At 30.3% G+C, this 25,571-nt stretch carries 21 protein-coding genes, 4 tRNA genes and 1 pseudogene; 6 read left to right on the top strand and 20 right to left on the bottom strand.

What is annotated here, in order from left to right; genetic code table 11:
- Nucleotides 1-408 precede the first annotated feature (408 nt).
- On the top strand, nucleotides 409-1,119 hold the full coding sequence (locus tag CLOCEL_RS10055; protein WP_010077036.1) for a DUF6873 family GME fold protein: 711 nt from the start codon (nucleotides 409-411) through the stop codon (nucleotides 1,117-1,119).
- A 95-nt stretch (nucleotides 1,120-1,214) separates the two neighbouring features.
- Here the strand turns inward: CLOCEL_RS10055 and CLOCEL_RS10050 are convergent, their stop codons facing one another.
- The 6 genes and pseudogenes from CLOCEL_RS10050 to CLOCEL_RS10025 all read right to left on the bottom strand — a co-directional run bounded on the left by CLOCEL_RS10050 (nucleotide 1,215) and on the right by CLOCEL_RS10025 (nucleotide 9,546).
- Nucleotides 1,215-2,183, bottom strand: coding sequence for a hypothetical protein (locus CLOCEL_RS10050; protein ID WP_010077037.1), 969 nt, complete (start codon nucleotides 2,181-2,183; stop codon nucleotides 1,215-1,217).
- A gap of 236 nt (nucleotides 2,184-2,419) precedes the next feature.
- Nucleotides 2,420-3,363, bottom strand: a pseudogene (locus tag CLOCEL_RS10045) (IS982 family transposase).
- A gap of 114 nt (nucleotides 3,364-3,477) precedes the next feature.
- Entirely contained in the window at nucleotides 3,478-6,162 is a 2,685-nt protein-coding gene (locus CLOCEL_RS10040) for a PAS domain-containing sensor histidine kinase (RefSeq protein ID WP_010077038.1), read from the bottom strand.
- A gap of 306 nt (nucleotides 6,163-6,468) precedes the next feature.
- The gene (locus tag CLOCEL_RS10035; protein WP_242655244.1) at nucleotides 6,469-7,395 is read right to left on the bottom strand and encodes a 2-keto-3-deoxygluconate permease; all 927 of its coding nucleotides are present in this window, start codon (nucleotides 7,393-7,395) and stop codon (nucleotides 6,469-6,471) included.
- Between the two features lie 247 nt (nucleotides 7,396-7,642).
- Nucleotides 7,643-8,260, bottom strand: coding sequence for a hypothetical protein (locus CLOCEL_RS10030; RefSeq protein ID WP_010077040.1), 618 nt, complete (start codon nucleotides 8,258-8,260; stop codon nucleotides 7,643-7,645).
- A 263-nt stretch (nucleotides 8,261-8,523) separates the two neighbouring features.
- Nucleotides 8,524-9,546 carry an LNS2 domain-containing protein gene (locus CLOCEL_RS10025; protein ID WP_010077041.1) on the bottom strand — a complete coding sequence of 341 codons (1,023 nt, stop codon included), beginning with the start codon at nucleotides 9,544-9,546 and terminating at the stop codon, nucleotides 8,524-8,526.
- A 175-nt stretch (nucleotides 9,547-9,721) separates the two neighbouring features.
- Between CLOCEL_RS10025 and CLOCEL_RS10020 the strand changes: the two genes are divergently transcribed.
- Together CLOCEL_RS10020 and CLOCEL_RS10015 are read left to right on the top strand one after the other, a co-directional pair.
- Nucleotides 9,722-10,006, top strand: a complete 285-nt coding sequence (locus tag CLOCEL_RS10020; RefSeq protein ID WP_013291592.1) for a transposase — start codon at nucleotides 9,722-9,724, stop codon at nucleotides 10,004-10,006.
- Nucleotides 9,973-10,917, top strand: a complete 945-nt coding sequence (locus tag CLOCEL_RS10015) for an IS3 family transposase (RefSeq protein WP_341271459.1) — start codon at nucleotides 9,973-9,975, stop codon at nucleotides 10,915-10,917. The genes CLOCEL_RS10020 and CLOCEL_RS10015 overlap by 34 nt, the downstream gene beginning before the upstream one ends.
- Before the next feature lie 294 nt (nucleotides 10,918-11,211).
- Here CLOCEL_RS10015 and CLOCEL_RS10010 read toward each other — a convergent pair whose 3' ends face one another.
- Both CLOCEL_RS10010 and CLOCEL_RS10005 read right to left on the bottom strand, forming a co-directional pair.
- Nucleotides 11,212-11,469: a hypothetical protein gene (locus tag CLOCEL_RS10010; protein WP_010077042.1), complete on the bottom strand. Its 258-nt coding sequence runs from the start codon at nucleotides 11,467-11,469 to the stop codon at nucleotides 11,212-11,214.
- A gap of 1,046 nt (nucleotides 11,470-12,515) precedes the next feature.
- The gene (locus tag CLOCEL_RS10005) at nucleotides 12,516-12,788 is read right to left on the bottom strand and encodes a hypothetical protein (protein ID WP_010077043.1); all 273 of its coding nucleotides are present in this window, start codon (nucleotides 12,786-12,788) and stop codon (nucleotides 12,516-12,518) included.
- A 311-nt stretch (nucleotides 12,789-13,099) separates the two neighbouring features.
- On the opposite strand from CLOCEL_RS10005, the gene CLOCEL_RS10000 reads away from it, so the two are divergent.
- Nucleotides 13,100-13,525 (top strand): PNPOx family protein, encoded by a 426-nt coding sequence (locus CLOCEL_RS10000; protein ID WP_010077044.1) that lies wholly within the window; start codon nucleotides 13,100-13,102, stop codon nucleotides 13,523-13,525.
- Nucleotides 13,526-13,623: 98 nt separating this feature from the next.
- Here the strand turns inward: CLOCEL_RS10000 and dhaK are convergent, their stop codons facing one another.
- From dhaK to CLOCEL_RS09980, 4 genes are all read right to left on the bottom strand, one after another.
- A complete protein-coding gene (dhaK, locus tag CLOCEL_RS22275) occupies nucleotides 13,624-15,384 on the bottom strand; it encodes a dihydroxyacetone kinase subunit DhaK (protein ID WP_010077045.1) in 1,761 nt (586 codons plus the stop codon).
- A 3-nt stretch (nucleotides 15,385-15,387) separates the two neighbouring features.
- Complete coding sequence (locus CLOCEL_RS09990) at nucleotides 15,388-16,524, bottom strand: glycerol dehydrogenase (protein ID WP_010077046.1); 1,137 nt, start codon at nucleotides 16,522-16,524, stop codon at nucleotides 15,388-15,390.
- Nucleotides 16,525-16,769: 245 nt separating this feature from the next.
- Nucleotides 16,770-17,804 (bottom strand): PocR ligand-binding domain-containing protein, encoded by a 1,035-nt coding sequence (locus CLOCEL_RS09985; RefSeq protein WP_010077047.1) that lies wholly within the window; start codon nucleotides 17,802-17,804, stop codon nucleotides 16,770-16,772.
- A gap of 277 nt (nucleotides 17,805-18,081) precedes the next feature.
- A complete protein-coding gene (locus tag CLOCEL_RS09980; RefSeq protein ID WP_010077048.1) occupies nucleotides 18,082-18,942 on the bottom strand; it encodes a damage-control phosphatase ARMT1 family protein in 861 nt (286 codons plus the stop codon).
- Between the two features lie 428 nt (nucleotides 18,943-19,370).
- Between CLOCEL_RS09980 and CLOCEL_RS09975 the strand changes: the two genes are divergently transcribed.
- The gene (locus CLOCEL_RS09975) at nucleotides 19,371-20,747 is read left to right on the top strand and encodes a DUF4317 domain-containing protein (RefSeq protein ID WP_010077049.1); all 1,377 of its coding nucleotides are present in this window, start codon (nucleotides 19,371-19,373) and stop codon (nucleotides 20,745-20,747) included.
- Nucleotides 20,748-20,925: 178 nt separating this feature from the next.
- Here the strand turns inward: CLOCEL_RS09975 and tnpA are convergent, their stop codons facing one another.
- From tnpA to CLOCEL_RS09935, 8 genes are all read right to left on the bottom strand, one after another.
- On the bottom strand, nucleotides 20,926-21,330 hold the full coding sequence (gene tnpA, locus CLOCEL_RS09970; RefSeq protein ID WP_013291711.1) for an IS200/IS605 family transposase: 405 nt from the start codon (nucleotides 21,328-21,330) through the stop codon (nucleotides 20,926-20,928).
- Nucleotides 21,331-21,506: 176 nt separating this feature from the next.
- Nucleotides 21,507-21,581 (bottom strand) — tRNA-Cys (locus CLOCEL_RS09965).
- 3 nt (nucleotides 21,582-21,584) lie between these two features.
- A tRNA-Gly gene (locus tag CLOCEL_RS09960) sits at nucleotides 21,585-21,659 on the bottom strand.
- A gap of 6 nt (nucleotides 21,660-21,665) precedes the next feature.
- Nucleotides 21,666-21,741: transfer RNA gene (locus tag CLOCEL_RS09955), tRNA-Phe, on the bottom strand.
- Nucleotides 21,742-21,819: 78 nt separating this feature from the next.
- A tRNA-Val gene (locus CLOCEL_RS09950) sits at nucleotides 21,820-21,895 on the bottom strand.
- Between the two features lie 278 nt (nucleotides 21,896-22,173).
- The gene (hslO, locus tag CLOCEL_RS09945; protein ID WP_010077050.1) at nucleotides 22,174-23,055 is read right to left on the bottom strand and encodes an Hsp33 family molecular chaperone HslO; all 882 of its coding nucleotides are present in this window, start codon (nucleotides 23,053-23,055) and stop codon (nucleotides 22,174-22,176) included.
- Between the two features lie 9 nt (nucleotides 23,056-23,064).
- A complete protein-coding gene (locus tag CLOCEL_RS09940; RefSeq protein ID WP_010077051.1) occupies nucleotides 23,065-23,805 on the bottom strand; it encodes a class I SAM-dependent DNA methyltransferase in 741 nt (246 codons plus the stop codon).
- A gap of 65 nt (nucleotides 23,806-23,870) precedes the next feature.
- Nucleotides 23,871-24,125 carry an alpha/beta-type small acid-soluble spore protein gene (locus CLOCEL_RS09935; protein ID WP_010077052.1) on the bottom strand — a complete coding sequence of 85 codons (255 nt, stop codon included), beginning with the start codon at nucleotides 24,123-24,125 and terminating at the stop codon, nucleotides 23,871-23,873.
- Between the two features lie 431 nt (nucleotides 24,126-24,556).
- On the opposite strand from CLOCEL_RS09935, the gene CLOCEL_RS09930 reads away from it, so the two are divergent.
- On the top strand, nucleotides 24,557-25,537 hold the full coding sequence (locus CLOCEL_RS09930) for an aspartate-semialdehyde dehydrogenase (protein ID WP_010077053.1): 981 nt from the start codon (nucleotides 24,557-24,559) through the stop codon (nucleotides 25,535-25,537).
- The last annotated feature ends 34 nt before the right edge of the window (nucleotides 25,538-25,571 follow it).

Raw genomic sequence — 25,571 nt, 5'->3', positions numbered from 1 at the left:
TAAGCATATATACGAGAAATAATTATATAATTATCGACAATAATGGAACTAAAGCTTTATACTATATATGAAAACTGTCAATATTTATTGTATAGGAATTAATATTAGGGAATAAGAAACATTTAAGCCCAAACTGATTTATTAAAAGAAAAACTTATTAGAATCTTAAATGATGAAAAGTAATAAATTTGATAAAAGACTTTAAGTCTAATTATGATATAAATAAAAATCTCAGCATAAGGATCTTTATGCATAAATATTCAAACCTATTTTTCAACTTAACTATCAAATTTATTACTTTAAACATTAGTGATAACCTCATCAATATCTTTAATTACAATTTATAGTTGTTAAATCATATTATAGTTATTAAATCATACATACACTTTTTTTTACGGAGGCTTACCTTTGACTAAAATTTTTATTGTAGATTATAGAATTTCTATGGAAGAGTATTTAAACTTAAAATTATTTAGTGATAATATTATTTTATGTCCAAGATACGAAAAGTTGTATAATGCTATAGATGGACACGTTGACATCCAGCTACATATTATCGACAATAATCGCATTATAGTACATAAAGATATAGAAAAGAGTTTTATTGAAGACTTAATGAATTATGGAATCTCAGTTTCTTATAGCAAAAATCCTTTAGAAGAGCACTATCCTCATAATATCCATCTTAATGGGTTAAATTTAAAAAAACATTTCATTCATAACATAACTTATACAGATCCTATACTTTTACAAGAAATTAAGAAAAAAACCTTAATAAATATTAAGCAAGGTTACACTAAATGTTCTGTGGCAGTTGTAAATGATGAAGCTTTAATAACTAGTGATAAAAAAATATTTAACGAACTTACCAAAGAAGGCCTAGATGTCCTTCTTGTACCACCAGGAGATATAATATTAAAAGGACTAGATTATGGTTTTATCGGAGGTACTTGTGGAAAAATTGATGATAATATTTTGGCGTTTTATGGATCTCTAGATAATTATAAATATGGAGAAACAGTAAAGAAATTTTTAACTAAGCATAAGGTAGAGCCTTATTATCTTTCATCTGGAAAACTGATCGATCGTGGCAGTATTTTTACTATAATAAAAAATTGAGACTAAGTAGAAAAATGACTACTTAGTCTTTAATACGTTTAAATTTTCATATGTACTCTACTAGAACTAACTATCATAATACTAAAATATTATTTCTATTGATTCTCTAGGATACCAATATTAATTAAATTTGTACATTTGTTAAGAAAATCACATGGAAACACAAAATATTCTTCCACATCCATTATTGAATCAATAGCTACTGAGTTTAATGCCTTCTCTGTTTTATTTAACAATATTTCATTGCTCTTAGGATTATGTAAATGTAGCATAACAGCACAAAATTCATGAATTGCAACCACAAACTCTTCATCTAATTCTTGCGTCAAACCAATTGAATTAGAATCCACTTGTTTCTCTAATGCTTCATATATTTTTTTAAGAATAACTTCCTCTTCTATTAACAAATCTTCTTCTTTAACATCAATAGCATTAATATTAGTTGCCAATTTATTTTCTAGACTCGATGTATTCTTATTAATATACTCTTGAACTTGTGATAATATGGTTTCTTCTTTTCCAAAACCATCTATGATAAGTTTATATTCATCACCAGCTTCTTCATAACATCTATAGACAAATTGAGAACAAATCATAGGATGTTTACCTTCAAAATTCTTCTCATCAATATACTTGATAATACTAGCAACTACACACCTAATTATAGGTATTAATAGTTTTTGAAGAATCACTGGAAGCGGAATTTTTGTGATTAATATATATACAATCATCATGTACAATGAATCTTTTGGAACATAAGGTTCTTTATTATTGTAATATTTTTCTGCAATCTTTAAAACTGGGACCATGTCCAAATCGTTTCTATCAAATCTCATAACAGTGACTTGGCGTCCCTTAGCACTTTCTATTAAAGAATTAACAGATGCACATGGCGGCACTTCCTCAACTATTTCTGTACAATTATAATAAGACATTGACGCATGACTTATAGGTGAATTTGTCAGTAACGAAATCAATTTTGAATGCCATTCATCAGTATGGGAAAATAATAAAACATCTCCTTTTTTTAACTCACTAATTTTTACAATATTACTATTACACAATTTGCTTATTCCTCCTTTTTAACCTTTATAAAGATATGTTACGACATCAGATGCTATTTTCCTTTTATGGGATTACCTATATGAAAAAATAGTACTAATAAAATTAGTACTATTCTCAATATATTTTCTCTATCTTAACCTGTTGTGCTAGCAGATAAGTTTTCATTAAAAGGATATTTATACCATGATTTTAGGCAGTCCTATCCTATTGTCTCATATACTGTTTTTGGAAATTATTATCCGAATACTAATTCTTTAATCTTTGATATTTCTATACCTATATTAAAAAATTTATTTATAAAATAGCAAAGATTATGAGCTAATATTTTATTTGATATTCTTGTGGCAAATCCCCAAGTTGATTTTGTAAGAACCCTCTGCATATTTAATTGCTCGGAGAGCTGAGAAAAAGTAGTTTCTACTCTACGACGAGCCTTGAATATCAACTGCCTAAAAGGTTTTAAAAGTTTAGTTTTACTATTGTTACGATTTATTGTTAAAAGACGAATGTACCTTGTTTCTTTTAATTGCGAAGCAACTTTTTGACCTATATATCCTTTATCACCTATTAGTATATCAATCTCTGAATTAGCTGTGAGTTCCCAGACGACATCTCTGTCATCAATATTTGCTGCTGTTACAGTAAAATCTGTGATATAGCCATCGAGGGCTACTAAAGCATGTAATTTGAATCCATAATATGTTTCTTTTTTCGAAGCGCATCGCCCGTAGGCAGCCTCCGGCTTAAAAGCTTTATGGAAATGAGCTCTCCCAAACTTACACACAGGAATTGGCATACTATCTGCAATTCTTATTCGGTCATATTGATAGTTAAGAAATTTCGTTAACTCTTTACGAATTTCATCAATGACTCGAAATAATGACTTTCTAACTCTATGAAACCTCGGCCTACTACAAAAAGTTGGGAAATAAGTCTCGTAGGTTTTTTAGAGCAAAATCCAAACCATGCTTTTTCAGAGTCAATGGTTAAGAGTTCACCTACTAAAGAAATCGTAATTATTTCGCTATCAGTCATTACTGATTTAGCGATGTTACGACGATTTTTAATAAATGTTGGAGTTACTTTTTGGTAAAAGTCATCAATTATAACATAAGTGACAACAATAAAATCTTTTAAGTCATTTATTGTTATGGTAGAATCTTTATTAAACTCTGGCATATAGGTTAGCCTCCTATCATTAGATTAGTGGTGTTTTTTTAATGATAGGTTAGCAAATATGCTGGAGTTTTTCTATTTGTAAGTATTGCCAGCGTATTTAACTAGCACAACGGGTTATCTTAAATAAATATCAGAAAACTCTATATTTATCATCTCAATTTTATTGTTCATACCAGTACTTTTTTCTAATTTTTTTGTCTCTTCTACTATTACTCCTGGAAGTACGACCTTAAAAGTACTCCCTTTATTCACTTGACTTTTAACACTGATACTTCCACCGTGCATTTCAACAATTGACTTTACCAATGATAATCCTATACCGCTTCCCTCAGCATTTCTTGAAAGTGATTTATCAACTTGATGAAATCTTTCAAAAATATTATTTAGGTGTTTACTCTCAATCCCTATTCCAGTATCTTCTACAATAATCTCTACAAATTCCCCTTTGTCAAAGACATTTACAAGTATCTGTCCTTCAGGATTGGAAAACTTAATAGCATTTGAGACAAGATTTAAAATAATTCTTTCAATTTTATCAGGGTCACATGCAATAGTTTTTTCCTCAACATTTGTATCAAAGATAATGCTTAAGCCTTTTCCTTCTATATATTCTGATATTGATTGAACAATATCTTCAGTTATATTAACGATATTTTCATTAGATAAATTTAATTCAAAAAAGCCTGAATCTATTTTTGAAACATCTACTATATTATTAATAAGTTTCGTAAATCTATAGCAATTCTGCTTAATAATATTAATACTTTTTGAAACTTTCTCCTTATTTCCCTCAATGCAATTATTTTTAAAATATAGCTCCATTAATTGGTTTGTACTAAAAATCACATTAAGAGGAGTTTTGAGTTCATGAGATATATTCGAAAAAATCTCTTCTTGCATTCTAAGGGTTTCTTCCATCTTATTTTTAGCAGTGACTTCTTCTGTAATATCTATAGCTATTTGAATTACTTCAATTACTTGATTATTTAGTCCAAATAAAGGCTGTCTAATAATTCTAAAAAACCGTTCTTCTCCATCCATAATAAATTTCCTATTAGTCACATAAGAATCGCCACGTTTTTCTATCAAGTTTTGGATATTTTGCAACACTTCTGATTTTTCATCAAAAATAAAAATGCCAAAAGGATCTTTGCCTTTCATAGATGCTGGGGAATCTAACTTGGGATTAATAAGTTTTAACTGATTAAAATACTTTTGATTAAAATCTATTATTCTAAAATCTGGATAAGAAAATCTCGCGAATCCAACATCTAAATCTTCAATAATTCTACTTAACAAATTATATTGAGTCTTTAACAGTAACGTTTGTTCACTTTTTATCCTATCAGTGATATCATATACTACTAGTACCCCACCAACAAAATTACTTTTCTTATCATATATTGGATTACCATTAGCCTCAGTATAAGTTAAATTATCTCCAACTTGTACAATGGTTTGATACCTTGACAATTTCTCACCTTTCAATATCCTTGAGATAGCTGAATTTTCCTTTAGGATTTCCTTAAAATTCATGTCATATATTTTAGCATGATTGAAATGGTCATTCATTTTCTTACCCTCTGCAAATCTAAAAACAGATTTTCTTGCAGACTTGTTAACTTTAGTTATATTCCCATCCTTGTCAAAAAGAACAAGAGCATCAGACATATTTTCTATGATTGATTCTAATTGTTCTTTATTCATTCTAATTAATTCATCTTTTTTAACTCTCTCTGTCACATCACGAGTACACATAATCGCCTTTACTACATTACCATTTTTATCATATACAGGGCTTCCACTAACATTAAAGTGAAATACTCCATCTGGTCTATTTGATGTAATCCTATATTCTTTTAATCTTTCCCCCATTAACACATTAACTTCTGGAAAATTGTCAAGAGTTAATGGGATACCATCTGAATCAAAATATTTTGTATGTTCTAGAACATCTTCCAAAGTTTTGATAGAGCCATGTTTATAAAAAGAGTTCTTTGCACTACTATTTATTAAAGATAAATTATAGTCTTTATCAATAATATGTAGACCATCCGACATATTTTCTATAATAGCCTTAAGTTCTTCTTCTTGTTCCTCTATAAGCTCACTATGTAAAACATTTTCAGTTATATCACAAGTAGTATGAACTAAGTACTTATCTTTCCCCGAAATCCTTACAGGGAGTAATGATATATCGTAGCAGGAATCATCTTTTTTCAAGTATTCATTATTGCCACCAGCTGAGTAAAAAGACTTTCCAGTTCTAAAAATCTCCTTAATTACCTTCTCCAAATTACTTCCATTGAAACCAGAAAGTATTTTTTCTAATGGTTTCCCTAATATATTTTCATATTCTGTTTTTTTATCACACCAAAATTTAATGTATTTTTCATTTGCTCTTAAAAGAATGCCTTCTGGCATTGAGAAAATTGCTACTCCAGCTACATTATCATTTGTGAATTGTAATATATATGGCAGTCTTTTTTCAATCCTAGAATTCCGTATCTCTTTAAAATAATATATTTTTTCATTCTCGTCTTTTGAATTAATGCAGGATATGATAACTTCTCTTGCTAAATATTCCTTTGTGAATATATAATATTCATTTTTTATATTTTCAAAACAAATTTTCGAATAAATTTTCAATAAATCACTTAATTCAATTAATGATTTTCCAATAAGTTCCTCTTTTGAATATCCAGTCAATTTAACAAACTCATTATTAACATTGATAATTAAGTTATTTTCACAATATATAAATGGCTTTTCTATAACCCTCTTCAAAACGTATTTCACACTATATCCTCCATGGTTGACCTGATATTAATAATAATTTCTTTTATATTTTATAATATTTTTACATAGTTATAAATATGTTCCTAAGATGTTATTTCAATAATTTTCCTACATTTTATCTATTATTTCTTGTATTTTTATAAAACCCCTAGCGCAATAGGAAATTTTTTATAATTATTGTAAAATTGATATAATAATATTCAAATTAAGACATTACAAAATTAATCAATATTTTTTTATAATGCATCTCACTTATAAGAAAAAGCCTTAGTTTCCTAAGACTATTTTTTATAATTTAAGTTTCACTTAAAAAACCTTTTCAATTTTTCTATTATTCTTATCTAAATATCTAACCAATAGAGGACATAATATCGATGTTATTATTATTGCTGTCCCTATTTGAGCAGTAGCAAGAACTAAATAAGGTTCTAAAGTTGAATCAGCAGCCACTATTGCAAGAGGAGTAGCTAGTTGATTTCCTGCAGTATTTCCTATACTAGCTCCAACAGCTTTTTTGGGTCCGAAAATACCACTTAAGAAATAGCCTATAAAACCTGTAATTATAACTACAGCAATACTTATCACTACGCCTGAAAAACCCGCTTTTATTATATCACTGAATTTCATATTAGCACCTAATGAAAAAGCATAGAATGGAATCAATAGATTTTGTCCAGAACCTAGAAATTTTCTCATATCATTATCCAGATTTCCGAGAATAAACCCGACTATAACTGGAACAATTACAGCTATCATTGACAATATAGGGATATCTGCGAGCCCACTTGTTCCAAGAGCTACCATTGTAAAGAATGCTCCTCCAGTTAATGCTATTAATGCTCCTGCTGCAACATCATCTTTATCTCCAAATTGATCAGTAAGTGATGCATATAACCCTATATTAATACTTGAAAATGCAGACATCAAAACCATAGGGGTTATCCCAAAAACACCTTCTCTCCCCCATATCTTACCCACTGCTATAGCTATAATAAAACCCACCACAAATTTACTAATAACATAAACTCCTCCCTTTGCTACTGAAAGTTTTGAACTTTTAATACATATTTGTGAACCCATACAACATAAAAGCAAACCAATTAATGGTTGGGCACCTTTTTTAAATAATTCCGTGGTAAACCCACCTATATCCAATACATAAGGAAAACACGTATTGATAGCAATTCCAATAAACAAAGGAATTACCATTAACCCACCTGGTACTTTTTTCATAGTTTTGAAAATTGGAATTTGCATTTTATCACCTATAATTTCTTCTTTTCATTTTATATTTCAAAAACAAATATTGTATAATTTATCATCCTAGCCTTATGCTTTTATAGTTTTCCTAGTTCTTGTTTTAAACAGACGCTAGGTATAAGATACATAAAATTTCACGTACTCTCGTTAACTAGCATTCCCAAAAATAAAACACCTACATAAAGTAAGTGTTTCCTTAGAAAATTTATTATCTCTGCTGTTAAAACCTTTTTAAAGCCCGTTTTTTCTTTTTAATAAACTTAAACAACACAACTATTATAGCTATAATGAAGGCCAATGATAGAATATCCTTCCATATTCCACTATAGCCATAATTGATAGTCCTCTCTGTATCTCCATCAACAACGACCACAGTATTATGGTGAGTAAGAGCTCTATACATCCAATAATTATCCCAAAAGCTGCTTTGGAATGTCCTTCCGCTTGGCGTTGAATATATATAATTCTTCTCATACTTATAAGTCTTTTTAACTGTAACGTAATTATTTATCACTGTATTTGATCTGTTATTACCTGTATTTGTAGTTGACTTATTACTACTTGTACCATTTGAGGTTGTTGACTTAGTATCCTTTATAGTACTATCAGTGGTTTTTGAAGTATTAGAATTACTTGTATCTTTATTTGTTGTTGCGCTACTATCCTTAGTTGAACTTTTAGAATCCTTACTAGTAGATTTATTTTTACTACTGCTCGATTTTGAAGAACTAGATTTACTACTAGACGATTTTCCACCACTAGTTTTTTTAGCAAAAGCTGTTGTAGTAAAACTACTTAATAATACTGCTAATGATACTACAAATTTTGATTTTTTCATGACACTATCCTCTTTCTCATTTAACTTCACTATGTATTTTATATATAAACTTTTTTCTCTGGATTATATAAAGGTTTCAACTGAGAAATCTATAATATTTATATTAATACTTTTAGTTATTCTGAATAATATACTATTGAATATTATACTATAAATACTTCTAGTGGAATATATTAATTCCTTTAAAAATATATTCCTTTGATAGGAAAATAAGTTTAAAACTCTATACAAAAAGCGTGCTTAAAGGCACGCTAATGTTCTATTTATCTTAAAGATAATCTAGCTAAATGATTAGTGTAAGTATCTATAGGTGTTGAAGCCGCAACCCCTGCTTCTTCCCCAATTGTAAATATATTCTTTTTATCAACCCCTACATTTTCATAGGCTTGAACATCTGTAGAAGTATTTCCATATCCATAACAGAATTCGATACCCTTAGCTTTTAATTGATTCAAATACTCTGTTTTAAAAATTGCAGCAGGCTGTCCAGTTAATATTTCACTACCAGCGCTAACATGAAGCAATCCCATAGGCATATTTTTATTAATACACCAACTTTGGCTTTCCTCTGATAACCAATAAGGTCGTGCTGATAAATAAAGAATACCATATCCTTTGCTAGCATAATAATCTACTACATTATTAGCATTAGTATACATTTTAGCTATGTAGTTAGCATTAAAAAACTCACTTGCATATTGGGCAATATTCTCAAAGTCACTAGTAGTAAGTGTTCCATCTAAATCAAAAACCACATATTTCTTTTTAGAATCTAAAACCTGTATGTACATATTTGTTTCTGTACCATCGCCTTCAACATATAATTTAATCAAATGTAATCCTGCACTTAGCATCATATTACTTGGAATATCATATTTAATTCGTCCATCAGAATCAGTAATGGACCTTCCAAGCTTTTTCCAAGTTGCATTACTATTATCAAGGGAATATTCATATATAGAAACCCCTTCATTTTCTAAGTCTTTTCTAAAATCACCATATTGGAATTTACCCTCGATAACTTGGATTTCACCAATCTTATATACCATATCATAACCATTATGATGTGGAGTATGAGTGCTTATTATACATTGGTTGATCCAACTTAAAAAGTTCGTCTTCATAGGTGCAATGAATTTTTCATTTTTAAAATCAAACCTTTTCACTTCTAAATTAGTTTCTGTTGTTAATGTAGTAGCTAATACATTAATATAAATCACTGAGGATAAGAAAACTCCAGCTGAAATTGTCGACAATATTTTTCTACTTTTAAAAAAACTACTCATAAAACTTATACTCCTTTTAATAACCTCACTTGGAACTTATTTATTTTTTTACATTTATATTCCCATAAAGTTATTAACTGGTGCTAGAATCTAAATAGTACAAATTAAAATGAGAAAATCCTATATAGAAAAAATATGATACAATACTGGTATTGTATCCAAGGAGGATCTCATTATGGCAAAACATTTAGACAAACAGTTTAAGATTGATGCAATTCAATATTATCAAGATCACAAAGAATTAGGACTAGTGGGGTGTGCTAAGAATCTTGGCATTAGTCAGCAAACTCTTTCCAGATGGCAGAAAGAACTGCGAGAAACTGGCGATATAGAAAGTCGTGGATCTGGCAATTATTCTTCCGATGAGGCAAAAGAAATTGCTCGTTTAAAACGTGAATTACGTGATACTCAGGATGCTCTTGATGTATTAAAAAAAGCCATCAGCATTCTGGGAAAATAACAGAAGCTCTTTACCTAGAAGTTTCTGAAAAGACGGAAGCTGCCATGAAAGAAAACCGCCAGGTTTCCGTCTCTGGAATGCTGAAAATATTGGGTGTTTCACGGTCTGGTTATCGTGCATGGCAGAAACATATGCCTTCTGATACGCAAAAACGTAAGGAGGCTGTTAAAGTAAAAATTAAGGATATTTACGATGATTCCAAACAAAACTATGGTGCACCCAAAATTGCAAAAAAGCTACAACAAGATGGAGAAATCATTTCTCAGCGTACTGTTGGCAAGTATATGGAAGAACTAGGAATCAAGGCTCAATGGATCAAACCTTGGACAGTAACAACCAAAGATTCTGATTTCAGTAATGAACTTCAAAATATTCTTGATGAACAATTTAACCCTGAACGCCCAAATGCCGTGTGGTGTAGTGATATCACTTATATTTGGACAACAGACGGGTTTGTTTATCTAACCAGCATTATGGATTTATATTCAAGGAAAATCATCGCATGGACGCTTTCAAAAACTCTGGAAGCAGCATGTGTAATAGAAACAATAAACAAAGCCAAAGCAAGACGAAATACTGAGCAACCACTTATCTTGCATAGTGATCGAGGAAGTCAATACGTTTCAAATGAATACCGAAAAGCTACTGAAACAATGCAACTAAGCTATTCTAAGAAAGCCTTTCCATGGGATAATGCTTGCATCGAATCCTTTCATTCCTTAATCAAAAGAGAATGGTTGAATAGATTCAAAATCTGTAATTACAGACAATCATATCGTCTAGTATTCGAATATATTGAAGCCTTCTATAATACACAACGTATTCACAGTCATTGCGACTATATGTCGCCAGATGATTTTGAAAAGCTGTATGAAAAAGCAAAAAAGGAAGGAATGCTATTGGCGAGTTAAGATGAGGATAAACTTCTCATTTTAACTTGTACTAAATCTTGACATAGGACCAAACCTTGCTATAAAAGTGCTTAAGGTTTAACCTCATATCAACAAGAACTTAATATTTGTACATATTTTTTGAAAACACTCCAATTACTTATAAAAAAACTACTGCCATGATTATTAATCTAAATAGCAGTAAGATAATAATACTATAAATTCTATCTTTATAATAAAATTATAAACTTTAAAAATATAAAATTTCAATTTTACGTTTTTTATCTGAAAACAATCAATGATATAATGTAAATCTTATTCTCTGCTTAATGCTTCACAAGCTTTATCATAATCCTTCCTATTTACAAATACATAGTAAGTGTTTAAATAATCCAAGTTTTCACCGAAAATTCCTGTTCTAACTGATCTCGATGAAAAAAGATATGCACTACTATACTCAATAATTTTATATTTATACTTAATTTCACTTTCACTAAGTTTATCAATAACTTCTTTAAGTTTTTCCGAAGAATATCCAATATATATTTCTTTTCGGTTCCATCTCGTAATCATAATGCTCTCCCCATCCATGTCTATTTGTTATGATTATGTAATTATACCATAATATGTATATCAAACAAACTTTTTTCGCCTCATCTGTACACCGTTGCCAGAATGCAAGTAGAGTAATTTCATGTAGAAATTTACACTGATTACTTTAGTTCAATTTAAGATTGTAAAAATCCATTTATACTACTAGAAATTCTCTAATAGACTAATAATTCATCATAGCATTTCTATAATAATGATATGGCATTTTTCCATATATGGTTCCTTTTTTCCCATAGTCTTAGTATAAGACATATGTTATTATTAAGACATGAATACATTGTATAATTGATAGTTTTTGAGTTATTAATTCATTTACTCAAACTATTTGTTATAATAAATACCTAAAATATAATACTTTTTCTCCCCAATTAATGTAATCTTCTCCATTAAAAGTTTGTTTATCCTTACTTTTATATGGAGCCGGTTGCATAAAACTTTATAATGATCTAAGATCATAAAGTTAATAAGCAAAAAAGTATTAAATTAAAACTAACGCTAACAACTAAATTATTTTAAAAGTTACCTTCCACATAACATAATACATAATAAAGTTTAAGCGTTAATATATTTAGATACATAAAATAATACTGGATTTATTAAGAACCGTTCCCTATTTCTGTTACTTACGTTAAGGTTTATTATATAATACTTAAATCCAGAATTAATATTGGTTATCTAAAAAATATAGAGTACCTATAGATTTGATTTGCACAAATCTTAGGTACTCTTAATACTTTTTAGTAAATATTGTTTTTTACAGACTTCTAAGTTATTTTTAAATATATCGAGATCTAAGTAACTTTCTTCCTAATTGGACACCCTACTAAATAAATGATTGAAGCTATTACAACAATAATCTATTTCGAAGGTATATATATTAGATACTGAAAATATTTATCAGTTATATTGTGAAATCACTGGTTTGCTTTAATTAATATAAAAAGAACCCTATCTTTAGAGTTCTTTTATTACGCTTGATTCTGTTAACTTAATAAATATTCATTAGACTACTCACTTTTTAAGTTTTCGTTGTTACTTTCCACTACTTTTGCTGCTAAGAAATCTGCACTTAATGATATAACATTTCCACATTCAGTACATATAAATTCTAGCACACCAAAAATTTTCCCTGGTACACTTTGGTACATTGCGTTAATAGGAAATCTAGCAGTAATATTTTCATTACATGAAAATTCTTTGCTTTCGCATAAAGGACATTTTAATGTTTCTAAAGCTTTTTCTTCCATATCCTTTACAGTTACTTTAACCTTATTTTCCATAATTTCCACCCCCATTTAATTATATAATTCTACAAATTCATATATAATCCTCTATTTTATAAAAGCAAACTTCATTTTTGAACAATAAAATCACTTATGAAATGAATATGAAACACTAAGTCCTAAGGTCTAACTGATTATTTTTAAACCTTTCATAATATATATTGAATCGGTGTTTATTCTTTAATATAATCTGATATAATAAAATCAAGAAAATACTTACTTTGAAATTATGCAAATAACTACTAAAGCCTCTTATCTAATATGATATTAATATAGCTTAACATAATAAAATTTTAAGGAGTTACAAAATGAAACTTAGTGCTTTTAACTATGGAGCTAATGCCGTGAGCTTCATTAAAAATGAAAAAAAGTACGGCATGATATGTGCATGGTCAATGCAAGCAGATTATGACAAAATTTTAATGTTATTAGGTGCACAAAGTATAACAGGAAAGAATATTTGTAAAGGTGATATTATTGGAGTCAGTGCATTGAATGAAAGTCAACAGAATGTTATTGATGCATTAGGCTTTATTCATTCAGATGATGATGATAAATTTACAAATGTTAAATATACACTAAATGATTCTGCTATATTGGTTGATGGTGCTAGCAATCGTATGATTGTAGAAGTGATAGATATACTTCATCTAGAGGGAATTGAAGAAGATAATTTAGTCTACGGTGTTGTAAAATCATTTGAAAGCAACGATTCTAAAAAATATACTCTATAATTGAATACATACACAAATAAAAACGAAAGAAGCTTATCCGTAACAATACTGTAAGTTACCGCATAAGCTTCTTAAAACACTATATACTCAATTAAAAGCTACTTTATCGCATTTAAAATTTCTGTAAAAATCACACCTAATCCATAGGCGCCTGCATCTGGGTATCCAAGACTTCTATCTCCAACAGTTCCTGCACGTCCCATACGAGCTACGATTTCTTCGGTTTTCTTAGCTCCTTCAACAGCAGCCTTAGCTCCCTTTGCAAAAGCTTCTTTAAAGTTAAGATTTTCTTTTGCGCAAGTTGATAAAGTATCAGCACAAGGTACTAAAGCATCTATTAATGTTTTATCTCCAACTACAGCGCCCCTTCCAAAAGATCTTTCTCCTGTAGCTTGGATTCCTCTTACTGCTGCTTGCATCATTTCAGCAAATTCTAAAAGTGTTAACTCAGGCTTTGTTTCTACTTGCTTTCCTGCTGTTCTAAAAGCTGATCCCCATATTGGTCCAGATGCACCTCCACAGTGTTCCATTATTACTAATGAACATGCATTTAAAAACTCTCCTATACTCTTAGAGTTTTCTGTAAGAATCTGCTTCCATTCTCTCTTTAATTGCTTAAATCCTTTGGCTACACTCATACCAAAATCTCCGTCTCCAGCATGAGAATCTAATTCACAAAATGGTACTTCATTTTCGATAATAACTTCACTCATCTTATCCACAATATAAATCATATTATCTAAGGTTAATTTTTCATTATCGATACTAGCAAAACTTTCGGAAGTTTCTACCTTAAAGGATATCGACTTTTCTACATCATCTAAAGTATCTAAGCTTACAAATTCCACAACTTCAACTGGACCTGACACTTTAAATGCTGGGGCATCACTTTCTGCTGATAATAATTCCTTAAGCTGACTATCTAACTTCATTATCGATACAGAAGCACCTTCCATATCTATACTTGTCATATAATTTCCTACAAAGATTCTACATATCTTGATATTTCTTTTTGCTAACTCTGCAGTAACAGAGTTATTGAATAAGTATAACTCTTGTAATGGAGTTCCTCCAAATCCATTGATTAATAATGCAATCTCCTCATTGCTATTACTATCAATTTTCATATCCTTTAAAATAGCTTCTACAATTCTTTTAGCCAATTGATCTGCTGTAGCTATTTTTTCTCTCTTAATTCCAGGCTCTCCATGGATGCCAATACCAAATTCCATTTCATCCTCTGCTAATTGGAAAGTTGGAGTCCCTTTAGCTGGTACCGTACATGATGAAAAAGCAAAACCTAAACTTCTAACATTTAAAATAGCTTTTTCAGCAACAGTCTTAACCTCTTCTAAAGATAAACCTAATTCCGCTGCAGCTCCTGCTATCTTATGAACTAAGACAGTTCCAGCAACTCCACGACGTCCTACAGTATATAAACTATCTTCAACTGCAATATCATCATCTACTTTAACATAATCAACTTTAATTCCATCTTCGCTTGCTAAATAAGCTGCATTTTTAAAGTTCATCATATCACCACTATAATTTTTTATAATTAGTAGCGTTCCTTTTTCACTAGCTGTTGCTTTTATAGCTTGATACACTTGGATTTGTGATGGTGATGCAAATACATCTCCACATACTGCTGCATCTAACATTCCTTTTCCAATAAATCCTGCATGAGCTGGTTCGTGACCACTTCCACCACCACTTATCAAGCTAACTTTCTTAGGATTTATTTTTTTCTTTTTCATTACTTTATATTTTTTTACAAACTCTAATTCTGGATGAGCCATAGCTATTCCATTGCACATCTCCATTACTAAAGTTTCTGGTCTATTTATTATCTTTTTCATTAGTTACACTCCTCTTTTTGCCTTGTATTCCTTACCTATTCTATCTGCTGTTATAATCGCGGCTGCTACAGCTTCTATAGTTATTGGGAATGGCATAGAATGGATTGATTCTTCTTTGATACATGCTTTTTTAGCAACTTCCATAAGTTCAGTCTCTGTTATGCTGTCAACTCCAATATCTGATAAACAAACTGGTAGACCAACTTCTAAGCAAAAATCTAATACTTGCTTTAATTCCTCAGTAGGTGAATTTTCTAATACTAATTGGGCAATAGTACCAAAGGCAACCTTTTCACCATGGAAGTATTTGTGAGTTCCCTCTAATATAGTTAATCCATCGTGAACTGCATGAGCTCCAGCCAAACCACCACTTTCAAAGCCAAGACCTGATAAAAGGATGTTTGCTTCAATAATATTTTCTAAAGATTGTGTAACTAAATTGCAGTCTGAAGCAGCTTTTGCTTTTGATCCATCTCTAAGAAGTGTTTCATAACATAACTTTGCAAGAACTAAAGCTGTATTAGTTCCTTTTGCCTCACCACATACTCCTTCTCTATATCCACAAGGTAGACCTGCATTTACATTGGAATATGAATTTGAAGTTGCTCTTGCTTCAAAATATGTTGACAATGCATCTCCCATTCCTGAAACTAAAAAGCGAGTTGGTGCCTTTGCAATTACTGTAGTATCTATTAAAACCACACTTGGATTTTGTTTAAAGTAAGCATAGTCATCAAAAGCTCCCTCTGGTGTGTACATTACTGCTGAATGACTTGTAGGTGCATCTGTAGCAGCTATAGTTGGAACTATAATCAACGCTTCCCCTTCTGCAACACATTTAGCTGTATCAATTGCCTTACCACCACCAAGACCAATTGTGCAAGCACATTTGTTTTCCTTTGCAACTTGCTTTAATCTTGCTACCTCTTGTCTAGAACATTCTCCTTGGAAAGAACTTTCCACAAAAGTAATTCCAAACTTTTCACTAGTTTTATCTAATTTATCCTTAACACGTGCGACGTCATCTTTATGTGCTATTAATAGAGCTGATTCTCCAAAACTTTTAACAAAATAACCTAAATTTAAAATTTCATCTTCACCTTGTACATATTTAGATGGGCAAATAAATGCTTTTCTCATAATAATCTAGCCTCCATGATTAATCTTATTAATTATTAACATAGATTCATTGTAACAACGTTTACATAGAAATGCATTGAAGAAATATGACACAAAATTACGATTTAAAATCGTATTTTCTTGTCATTAGAATCAATTATTGTACTTTTATTCTTTGCTAAATGTTAACTAAGTACTCTTAAACAACTAAAAAAGAGGTTATTTAAAAATGTCTATCTCATCTTTAAACAACCTCTTACACATTATTACTGTTTACAATATTTCCTATAAAGGAATGGCGTTACCCCTTCATACTTTTTAAATATCTTTATAAAATATCCTGCTTCGCTAAAACCAAGTTCATCACTGATTTCATTAATATGCATATCAGTTTCCTCTAATAAATGCTTTGCCCATTGAATTTTTAATTTAGATACATATGCTGAAAAGTTTTCTCCAGTCTCCTTTGTAAATAACCTACTAAAATAGCTTGGGCTAATATGACAAAGCTTAGACATTTCTTCAAGTTTAACATTTTCACTTTTATGCTTATAAATATATTCTATGGCTGGTTTCAAAGTTTTATTTACTACAATAGCGTCTTCATTAGTTAAATCTTTTTCTTCAATATAAGCGTTCAATATAGCATTTGACATTTCCCTTTTGGCATGTTCAATATTTTTTGCAGTGTAACCCGCTAAAATAGTTGAATCTAGCTCTGAGTGATTTTTTACAGTGCTTTTATACATATCTGAAATTAAATTCTTCTCTAAGGCTTCTTCTACTAAATAGTTGCACAAGGAAAATAACATATTTGCAATGTTTTTTACTTCCTCATAAGATAAAACTGGTAATTCATCATAATACTTTTTTAAAGCATCTATAGATTTTTTTGCCGCTAGATTTTGTGATGGCATTACTATTTGCTCTAATCCCTCTGCAATATTAGCGTCAGATAATTTCACTTGACCTGCCATAACAGCTCCAATATATTTACCATCAATGATTATCGGAATAGCTATATCTATAATATTAAAATGACACAAATATATATATGGCTCATTTAAACGCACTGCCTCAAGTCCACCTCTTGAATCACACTTTTGACAATAATTCGCAAGCTCTAGATTATCTCTCACTGCCCTACAAAACATATTACATCCACTATGTTTTGTAACAGGATTTCCTTTATAATCAACAACGATTATCGCAACCTTTGTAACTACTGAAAGAGAATCTTGTAAGTTGATCCATTTTTCTAAATCTATAAGCTTACTCAAATTCAAATTATCTTTTATCAAAGTTTGTTATTCCTTCCCCAGAATCATATGTTTTGTATCTTATTTTTCTTTATTTAAAATCCTTGGATTTCTTTGATACTATTATATCCATTAGATGAATTTTTTAATAACTAATATCAACTAAAACTTATCACTATTACTAATTGATCTAAAGAAAATTGTATCATAACTGATTAATTTCAAAAATAATAACAGCTGAATATAATTTGGAAAACCTCAAAGATTATTCTTAATTAAAAATGTACTGTATCTAGTACCATTAGATTAATAATCTTTGCTAGTTCCTATTAAGTACATAATCCATCTGTTTGCACCCAATAACAGAAGCAACTGAACTACACTTTGCTCTCAATAAATAAAATATAGTCTTATCCTTGATCCAACTTAAGGTTTCAAAATTAGCTTGTCCCTTACTTATGATAAGATCTGCTTTTTCGAATTCCCTTATAAATTCACTTGAGCAGTCCTTTAGTATGGTTCCTTGGGCTGAATGACCATTGTCAATGACTCTTACTAAATCTACGATACCTGTACTTATTGCGTCATCTATAGTTGCATCATTGACTATTGGGCCTCCCTTTACCACATAAGTAACTTTACTCAATGGAAGATTCTCTAGAAGAAATTTATCAAATATTATTTCACCGGCATTGTCAGCTATATACATAATATTCTTCGCCTTTTTTACTGCTTCTTTTAGAGCATTTGCTCCAACACCAAAAATTTCATGTTTGATACTTTCCTCAACAGACTTAACAACCTCAGCTTGATCTAGATTTAGTCCAACTGAAAAATCTATAATATTCCCCGCAATAGCTAATCTACAAGCCATATCAAAGGGATCTTCTGCCTTATCTAGCCATCTTTCATCTATAATTTTGTCATAAATCCTTTTAGCAATTTCATTATACTCTTCTTTCAATCTTTTGTATGGATCATCAATATTAGTAATACTTTTGGCATGTTGATGCATTCTATAAGCTATTTCAGGAGCTGTTTCATTGAAATCCATAGTTCCTAATTCTTTCAAAGACCTTTTTATTATTTCCTCTTGCATCGTTATATCGCTTGTAGCTTCTTCTGATATCTCCACTGCTTGTCTAGCAAGACACTGAATGCATTGGCGTGATATTTTCATATAATTTCTCCTTAATATATCTTTATTCTATTGTTTTTCAATACAACTTTATCCACCTATTTTTTGATAATCTTATTCTCTTAATATATAAGTTTTAATAATGAAACTACATTTAAAGTTCTATTCTATAGCCACAAAGCTTAATAAATTGTGAATCAACTTTATTACAATATATATAGCTTCCCATTAAAAATTCATGTTGATTTCACAAAAGGTATATATAGAAACATTATTGAACCTACCTTTCAACTCTAAGAATCCAGTGATAAATCAATATACCCTGCTTTTTATTGTAACATATATATTATAACGTAATTTTTATATAAGTTTCAAAATTGAACTTATATAAAAAAAACACTATACTTAATAATGATAAAATATTAATTTGATGCCTAAAAGTAGAAACTACTAGATTGAGGGGTTTATATATGAGAAAAAAAGATATACTTGAATTAAAAAAACGCTTGAAAAAAAATCATTGCACCTTCACCAAAATGTGTGGCTGCTATGTTAATGGAGAGAAACATAGTATTTTAAAATTTAGAGAATCTTTTCTGAACCTAGAAGAAGATGAATTCTTTAAATACTTAGAGATTGCTAAAAAAGTTATGTCTGGAACTATTGGAAATAATATTCTAGAGCTTAACTTTCCAACAAATGAAGATCATGTAAATGAAATACAAATTTCTCTTATGCAGCTTAAAAACAGCAAATTGAAAGACGATGCTCTCCTAGATGATTTTTATCAATCTATTATAGATAATTATGATTATACCGGTAACTTTTTAATACTTGTCTTTCACGATGCTTATGATGTTATTACTAAAACCACTGATAATGCAAAGCTAGATGAATCTGAAGAAGTATATGAATATTTATTATGTGCAATATGTCCTGTTTCACTTTCAGAGCCTGGTCTTAGATATTTTGAAGAAGAAAATACGATAAAAGCACGTATCAGAGATTGGGTAGTTGATGCCCCAGCTAATGGCTTTATATTTCCTGCTTTTATTGATCGTGGCTCGGATGTTAACGCCATCATGTATTACACAAAGAATCCAAAGGATACACATCCTGAATTAATGGAAAGTGCTTTAGGTTGCTATTCGAGACAAACTGTTACTATACAGAAAGAAACTTTTCAAGCAATCATTAAAGATTCCTTTAGTGCTGATGAAAAGAAAGCTGATAAAATCTTTATGGAAGTACAAGAAAACTTAAGTGCTATGATAGAAGAATATAACGCTATATATGATGATACAGATTCTGATCCTATAACCTTAACAAAGAAAGATATACAAAATCTTTTAACAGAAAGCGGAGTTCCTGAAGAAATTACTGCTAAAATTGAAAAGTCTTATGTAGAAAACTTCGGTGATGATCTTCCTTTAGCAGAAAACTTAATTGATGCAAAGGCACTTAAAGTAAATGAGCAAAGAAGAAAAGAAGAAAACCTTCTAAAACAAGTAGAAATACTTGAAACAAAACTTCAACAAGTTAGACAAGAAGCTGCTTTAGATAATGCAATCAACCTGCCTACAGAAGTTACTGAGGATAACGTAGTTTTAGAGGAAACTTCCGAAACTGATTTAACAAAGGAAGATTTAGAAACTATTTTACACGAAACTATAGATATAAATTCAGAAGATAAGGAAAATGCTCCTAATTATGATGTTATAGTTCAAGTAAAACCAGAAAAAGTACCACAAATAAAATCTCAAATTATTGATGGCCAAAAATGCCTAGTTATTCCTATTAACGAAGATGAACAAACTAGAGTTAATGGCTTAGATGATTTAATTTAACCCGTTGTGCTAGTTAAATACGCTGGCAATACTTACAAATAGAAAAACTCCAGCATATTTGCTAACCTATCATTAAAAAACACCACTAATCTAATGATAGGAGGCTAACCTATATGCCAGAGTTTAATAAAGATTCTACCATAACAATAAATGACTTAAAAGATTTTATTGTTGTCACTTATGCTAAATCTTCCTGTATTTGATTCTTTATGTATTCTTCTATTATCTTTTTGTTTCTTCCAACTGTATCAACGTAATAGCCTTTACACCAAAATTGCCTATTCCCATATTTATATTTCAAATTTGCATGCCTGTCAAAAATCATCAATGAACTCTTACCTTTCAAATACCCCATAAACTGAGAGACACTTAACTTCGGAGGTATACTTACAAGCATATGTATATGATCCTTACATGCATTTGCTTCAATAATTTCTACTCCTTTATGTTCACATAACTTTCTAAGTATTACCCCTATATCCGCTTTTATTTTTCCATATATGATTTGTCTCCTATACTTTGGTGCGAAGACTATGTGATATTTACAATTCCATTTACTATGTGCTAAACTACTATTATCCATTACGGATATACCTCCTTTGTACTTTTGGTTGTGGTCGGCAAACCTACTACCATTTTACATTGGAGGTATTCTTTTTTTCTACTCATCGCTAGAAGCTTTTTAGAACCACAGGTAAAACCTGTGGTATTCGTAAAACAACAAAACCCTTGAAAACTAGCGTTTTCAAGGGTTTGCAATGGAGGCGCCATCCAGATTTGAACTGGAGAATAAAGGTTTTGCAGACCTCTGCCTTACCACTTGGCTATGGCGCCATATGGAGCGGAAGACGAGATTCGAACTCGCGACGTTCACCTTGGCAAGGTGACGCTCTACCACTGAGCCACTCCCGCAGTTTTTGGTGGCTCGACCAGGAATCGAACCAGGGACACGAGGATTTTCAGTCCTCTGCTCTACCGACTGAGCTATCGAGCCAAAACTTTTTTAAGTTAAGAGTTAATTACGATGATTTCTTTATATTGAAGAACTTATCACAATTCTCTAAAACTTATATGGTGGGAACAACAGGGATCGAACCTGTGACCCTCTGCTTGTAAGGCAGATGCTCTCCCAGCTGAGCTATGCTCCCATATAATACAAGATATATTTTAATATATCCAAAAATCATTGTCAACGGTTTTTAAGGAATTTGTTACTAAAAAATTAACGATCTTTCTTGGTAATATTATCGATAACTACAATAACTTCTAATAATCCACCTTATAGTATCAACTTAAACTATAAAGCTGATATCCATTAGATTACCTTACTTTGACAACTTATTTTTAAAAGAAAACCCCTAGAGAAATAGTAATTTAATTCTCTAAGAGTCTTATAAAATTTTCATATATTACATGTTCAACTATTCTACTTTGCTTCTTCTATAAGTTCTTTTATATCTTCTGGGGTAAAACTATAATTTGTATTACAATAATGACATTGAACATTCTCAACTTTGTTTTCATTATAGATTTCTTCAAGATCTTTTAATCCAATACTTACTAGTGCTTGTTTAACTCTATCTCTTGTACAATTACAATTATAGTCCACTGTAGTTTCTTCTAATATCTTAAGGTCCATATCTTCAAAAATTTCTTCTAAAATTTCTTCGATAGTTTTTCCTTCTTTTATTAAGGTAGTTATTGGTGGTAAATCTTCTAATCTATATGTGATTAAGTCTGCTAAAAGCGGATCAGCATCAGGCATCATTTGAATGATGAAGCCACCTGCTGCTGAGCATGATAAATCTGGTTCTACTAAAACACCCACGCCTACTGCTGAAGGAGTTTGTTCAGAAGTAGTGAAATAATAAGCTAAATCGTCTCCTACCTCACCTGTATATATAGGCACTTGACCTACATAAGGCTCTTTTAAGCCTAAATCTCTAATTATTACTAAGCTTCCATTCTTCCCTACAGCTCCACCTACATCTAATTTTCCAACTGCATTTGGTGGCAATTCAACTGTTGGATTACCTATATATCCTTTTACATCACCATTTGGATAAGCCACAGCTACAACATTTCCCGCTGGCCCTCCACCGTTGATTTTTAAAGTTAATGCTTCTTTTTCACTCTTTAAATTGGAGCTCATTAATGCAGCAGAAGTTATTAATCTTCCTAAAGTTGCACTAGCAACACTTGATGTATTGTGAATTTTTATCATTTTATTTATCATTTCAGTAGTTGTCGCTGCTATTATCTTTACCGAGCCATCTTTAGCTGTAGCTCTAATCATTTTGTTACTCATATAATCCTCCTACTTTCCAATTACATATACTATTCTTTCGCAAGTTTCATCTATTTCTGCTTCAGTATAACTGTTTAATTTTTTATGTATTTTAAGTCCTGAATTCTCTATGATTTTTTCAAGAAATTCTTCGCTATAGGCTCTTTCTCTATGCTGCTCATCGAATCTCACATATCTCTCATCATATTCTTTTATGAAAAAGGTTAGGTACATGTCCACAATATCATCTTCAAAAACATTTTCCCAAGTATATACAACTTCTTCATTATCAAAACTAAATAGATTATTTCCAAGGATTGTACTTAATTTATAATATGAATTTATATCAAAAATAAATAAACCATTATCATCTAAATATGAATTTATACCTTTGAAGAAATTCTTTAAATTTTCTTCTTCTAATATGTAGTTTACTCCATCTAAACAACAAGTTATCAAATCAAACTTTTTATCCAAGCTAAGGCTAGTTATATCTTGGCATATGAACTTAGGTTTATATCCACCGTATGACATCTTGTCTCTTGCCAATGTCAGCATATCCTGAGATAAATCCACTCCATATGTTACCTTAAAATTCTTAAATAATTCGTAAGTTAAATTACCAGTTCCACAAGCTAAATCCAGATAAGAATTTCTTTTTAAATTCATCTCTTCACAGATGTTCATTATAATTTCTGCCCATTTAGAGTAATCTACATCTTCATTTATAAGCTCGTCATATATTTTCGCTAACTCCTTGTAATACTCCATTAAAAACACTCCAAATCCTCGTTAATCTCATTACTATTATAGCTTTAATTCGAAAGATTTCAACTCTAATCTTCTCTTTTGAGTATTTCTGAGTTTTTAGGAAGATTCATTTCCTTTTTCTTTTTTGTCATTAGCCCACCTATACGCCCTGTTTCTTCAGCAGTAAGACCACTCCAGCCCATCTCATCTACTTTATCTGAAAGACCTAATTCTTCAGCTATCTCATATTTTATTTTTTCTCTTATCTTCTCCATTTCGCTTAACTCTCGGTTAGTTTTTAACTTTGCTTTTATTACCTTTTTTAAGGGTGTATTACTCATACAAAAACCTCCCCCTATTTTTATTCTCACTAATATTCTTTACAGCAAAAGCTTTATTATTCATCTATATACAATAAATTTTGAATAAATTTTCCTTAGAATATTTTGTATTTTTTTATATATAAGTAATTATTTACTATTTATTGAAATATAATTATAATAATATCTATTAATAAAGTTTTTTTACCATTATCGCATTGTTCTAATTGTTTATTTGCGAATTTATCATATATAAACGAATTTTCATATCACTTTTAGAACAATTGTTATTTCACCAGAAAGCATTTTCCTTTTTTTGGTGTTAAAAAGCGTGGTTTTTTAGATTTTTTTTGAAAAACTCTGAAAAAAACTACTTATTTTATTGTTTTTAAGATGTTTTTTTATCAATAAAATTATATAATATACGTAGTATATTTTAGGAGGTAATACAAATGGGATACAATGTAGCAGTGGTTGGTGCCACTGGATTAGTCGGAAGCAAGTTCATTGAAGTATTACAAGAAAGAAATTTTCCTGTTGATGAGATTTATTTCTTTGCTTCAGCTCGTTCCGCTGGAAAAACACTTAAATTTAAAGATAAAGATGTATTAGTAGAAGAATTAAAGGAAGACAATATAAAAAATAAAAAGATTGATTTTGCTCTTTTTTCTGCTGGTGGAGATACAAGTAAAGAATATGCACCTATATTCGCAAAATATAATATGACAGTAATAGATAATTCTTCTGCATGGAGAATGGACCCTACCGTTCCACTTGTAGTTCCTGAAGTTAACCCTGAGGATATTTCATGGCACAAAGGAATAATTGCAAATCCAAACTGTTCAACAATTCAAGCTGTAGTTGCATTAAAGCCACTTAAAGAGAAATATGGAATAAAAAGAATCATTTATTCCACATATCAAGCGGTTTCTGGTGCTGGTGTTTCTGGTGTTGCTGATTTACAAAATGGGACAACTGAAAAATTCCCAAGAAACATCACTAACAACGTTATTCCTCATATTGATGTATTTCTTGATAATGGATACACCAAAGAAGAAATCAAAATGGTTAATGAAACAAGAAAAATACTTCATGATGATGATTTAAAGGTTACAGCTACAACAGTAAGAGTACCTGTATACTTTGGACATAGCGAAAGCATAAACGTTGAGCTTAACAATGCTTTTGAAATTGAAGATATCTTCAATCTATATAAAACTGCTGAAAATGTTGTTCTTATGGATGATATTGAAAATGCTGTATTCCCTACAGCACTTGATGCTGCTGGCAAAGACGAAGTTTTCGTTGGTAGAATAAGAAGAGATTTCAGCGTTGATAATGGGGTTAACCTATGGGTTGTAGCAGATAACATTAGAAAAGGTGCTGCTTCGAATGCAATCCAAATTGCTGAAACTATTATTAAATCAAAGTAGAACTAACCTACTTTAATAGGATAATTTAAAAATT

The sequence above is a fragment of the Clostridium cellulovorans 743B genome (assembly GCF_000145275.1).
GTDB lineage: Bacteria > Bacillota > Clostridia > Clostridiales > Clostridiaceae > Clostridium_K > Clostridium_K cellulovorans.
The sequence above is the reverse complement of the archived record's forward strand: the minus strand, read 5'-3'. Positions and strand labels throughout refer to the sequence as shown.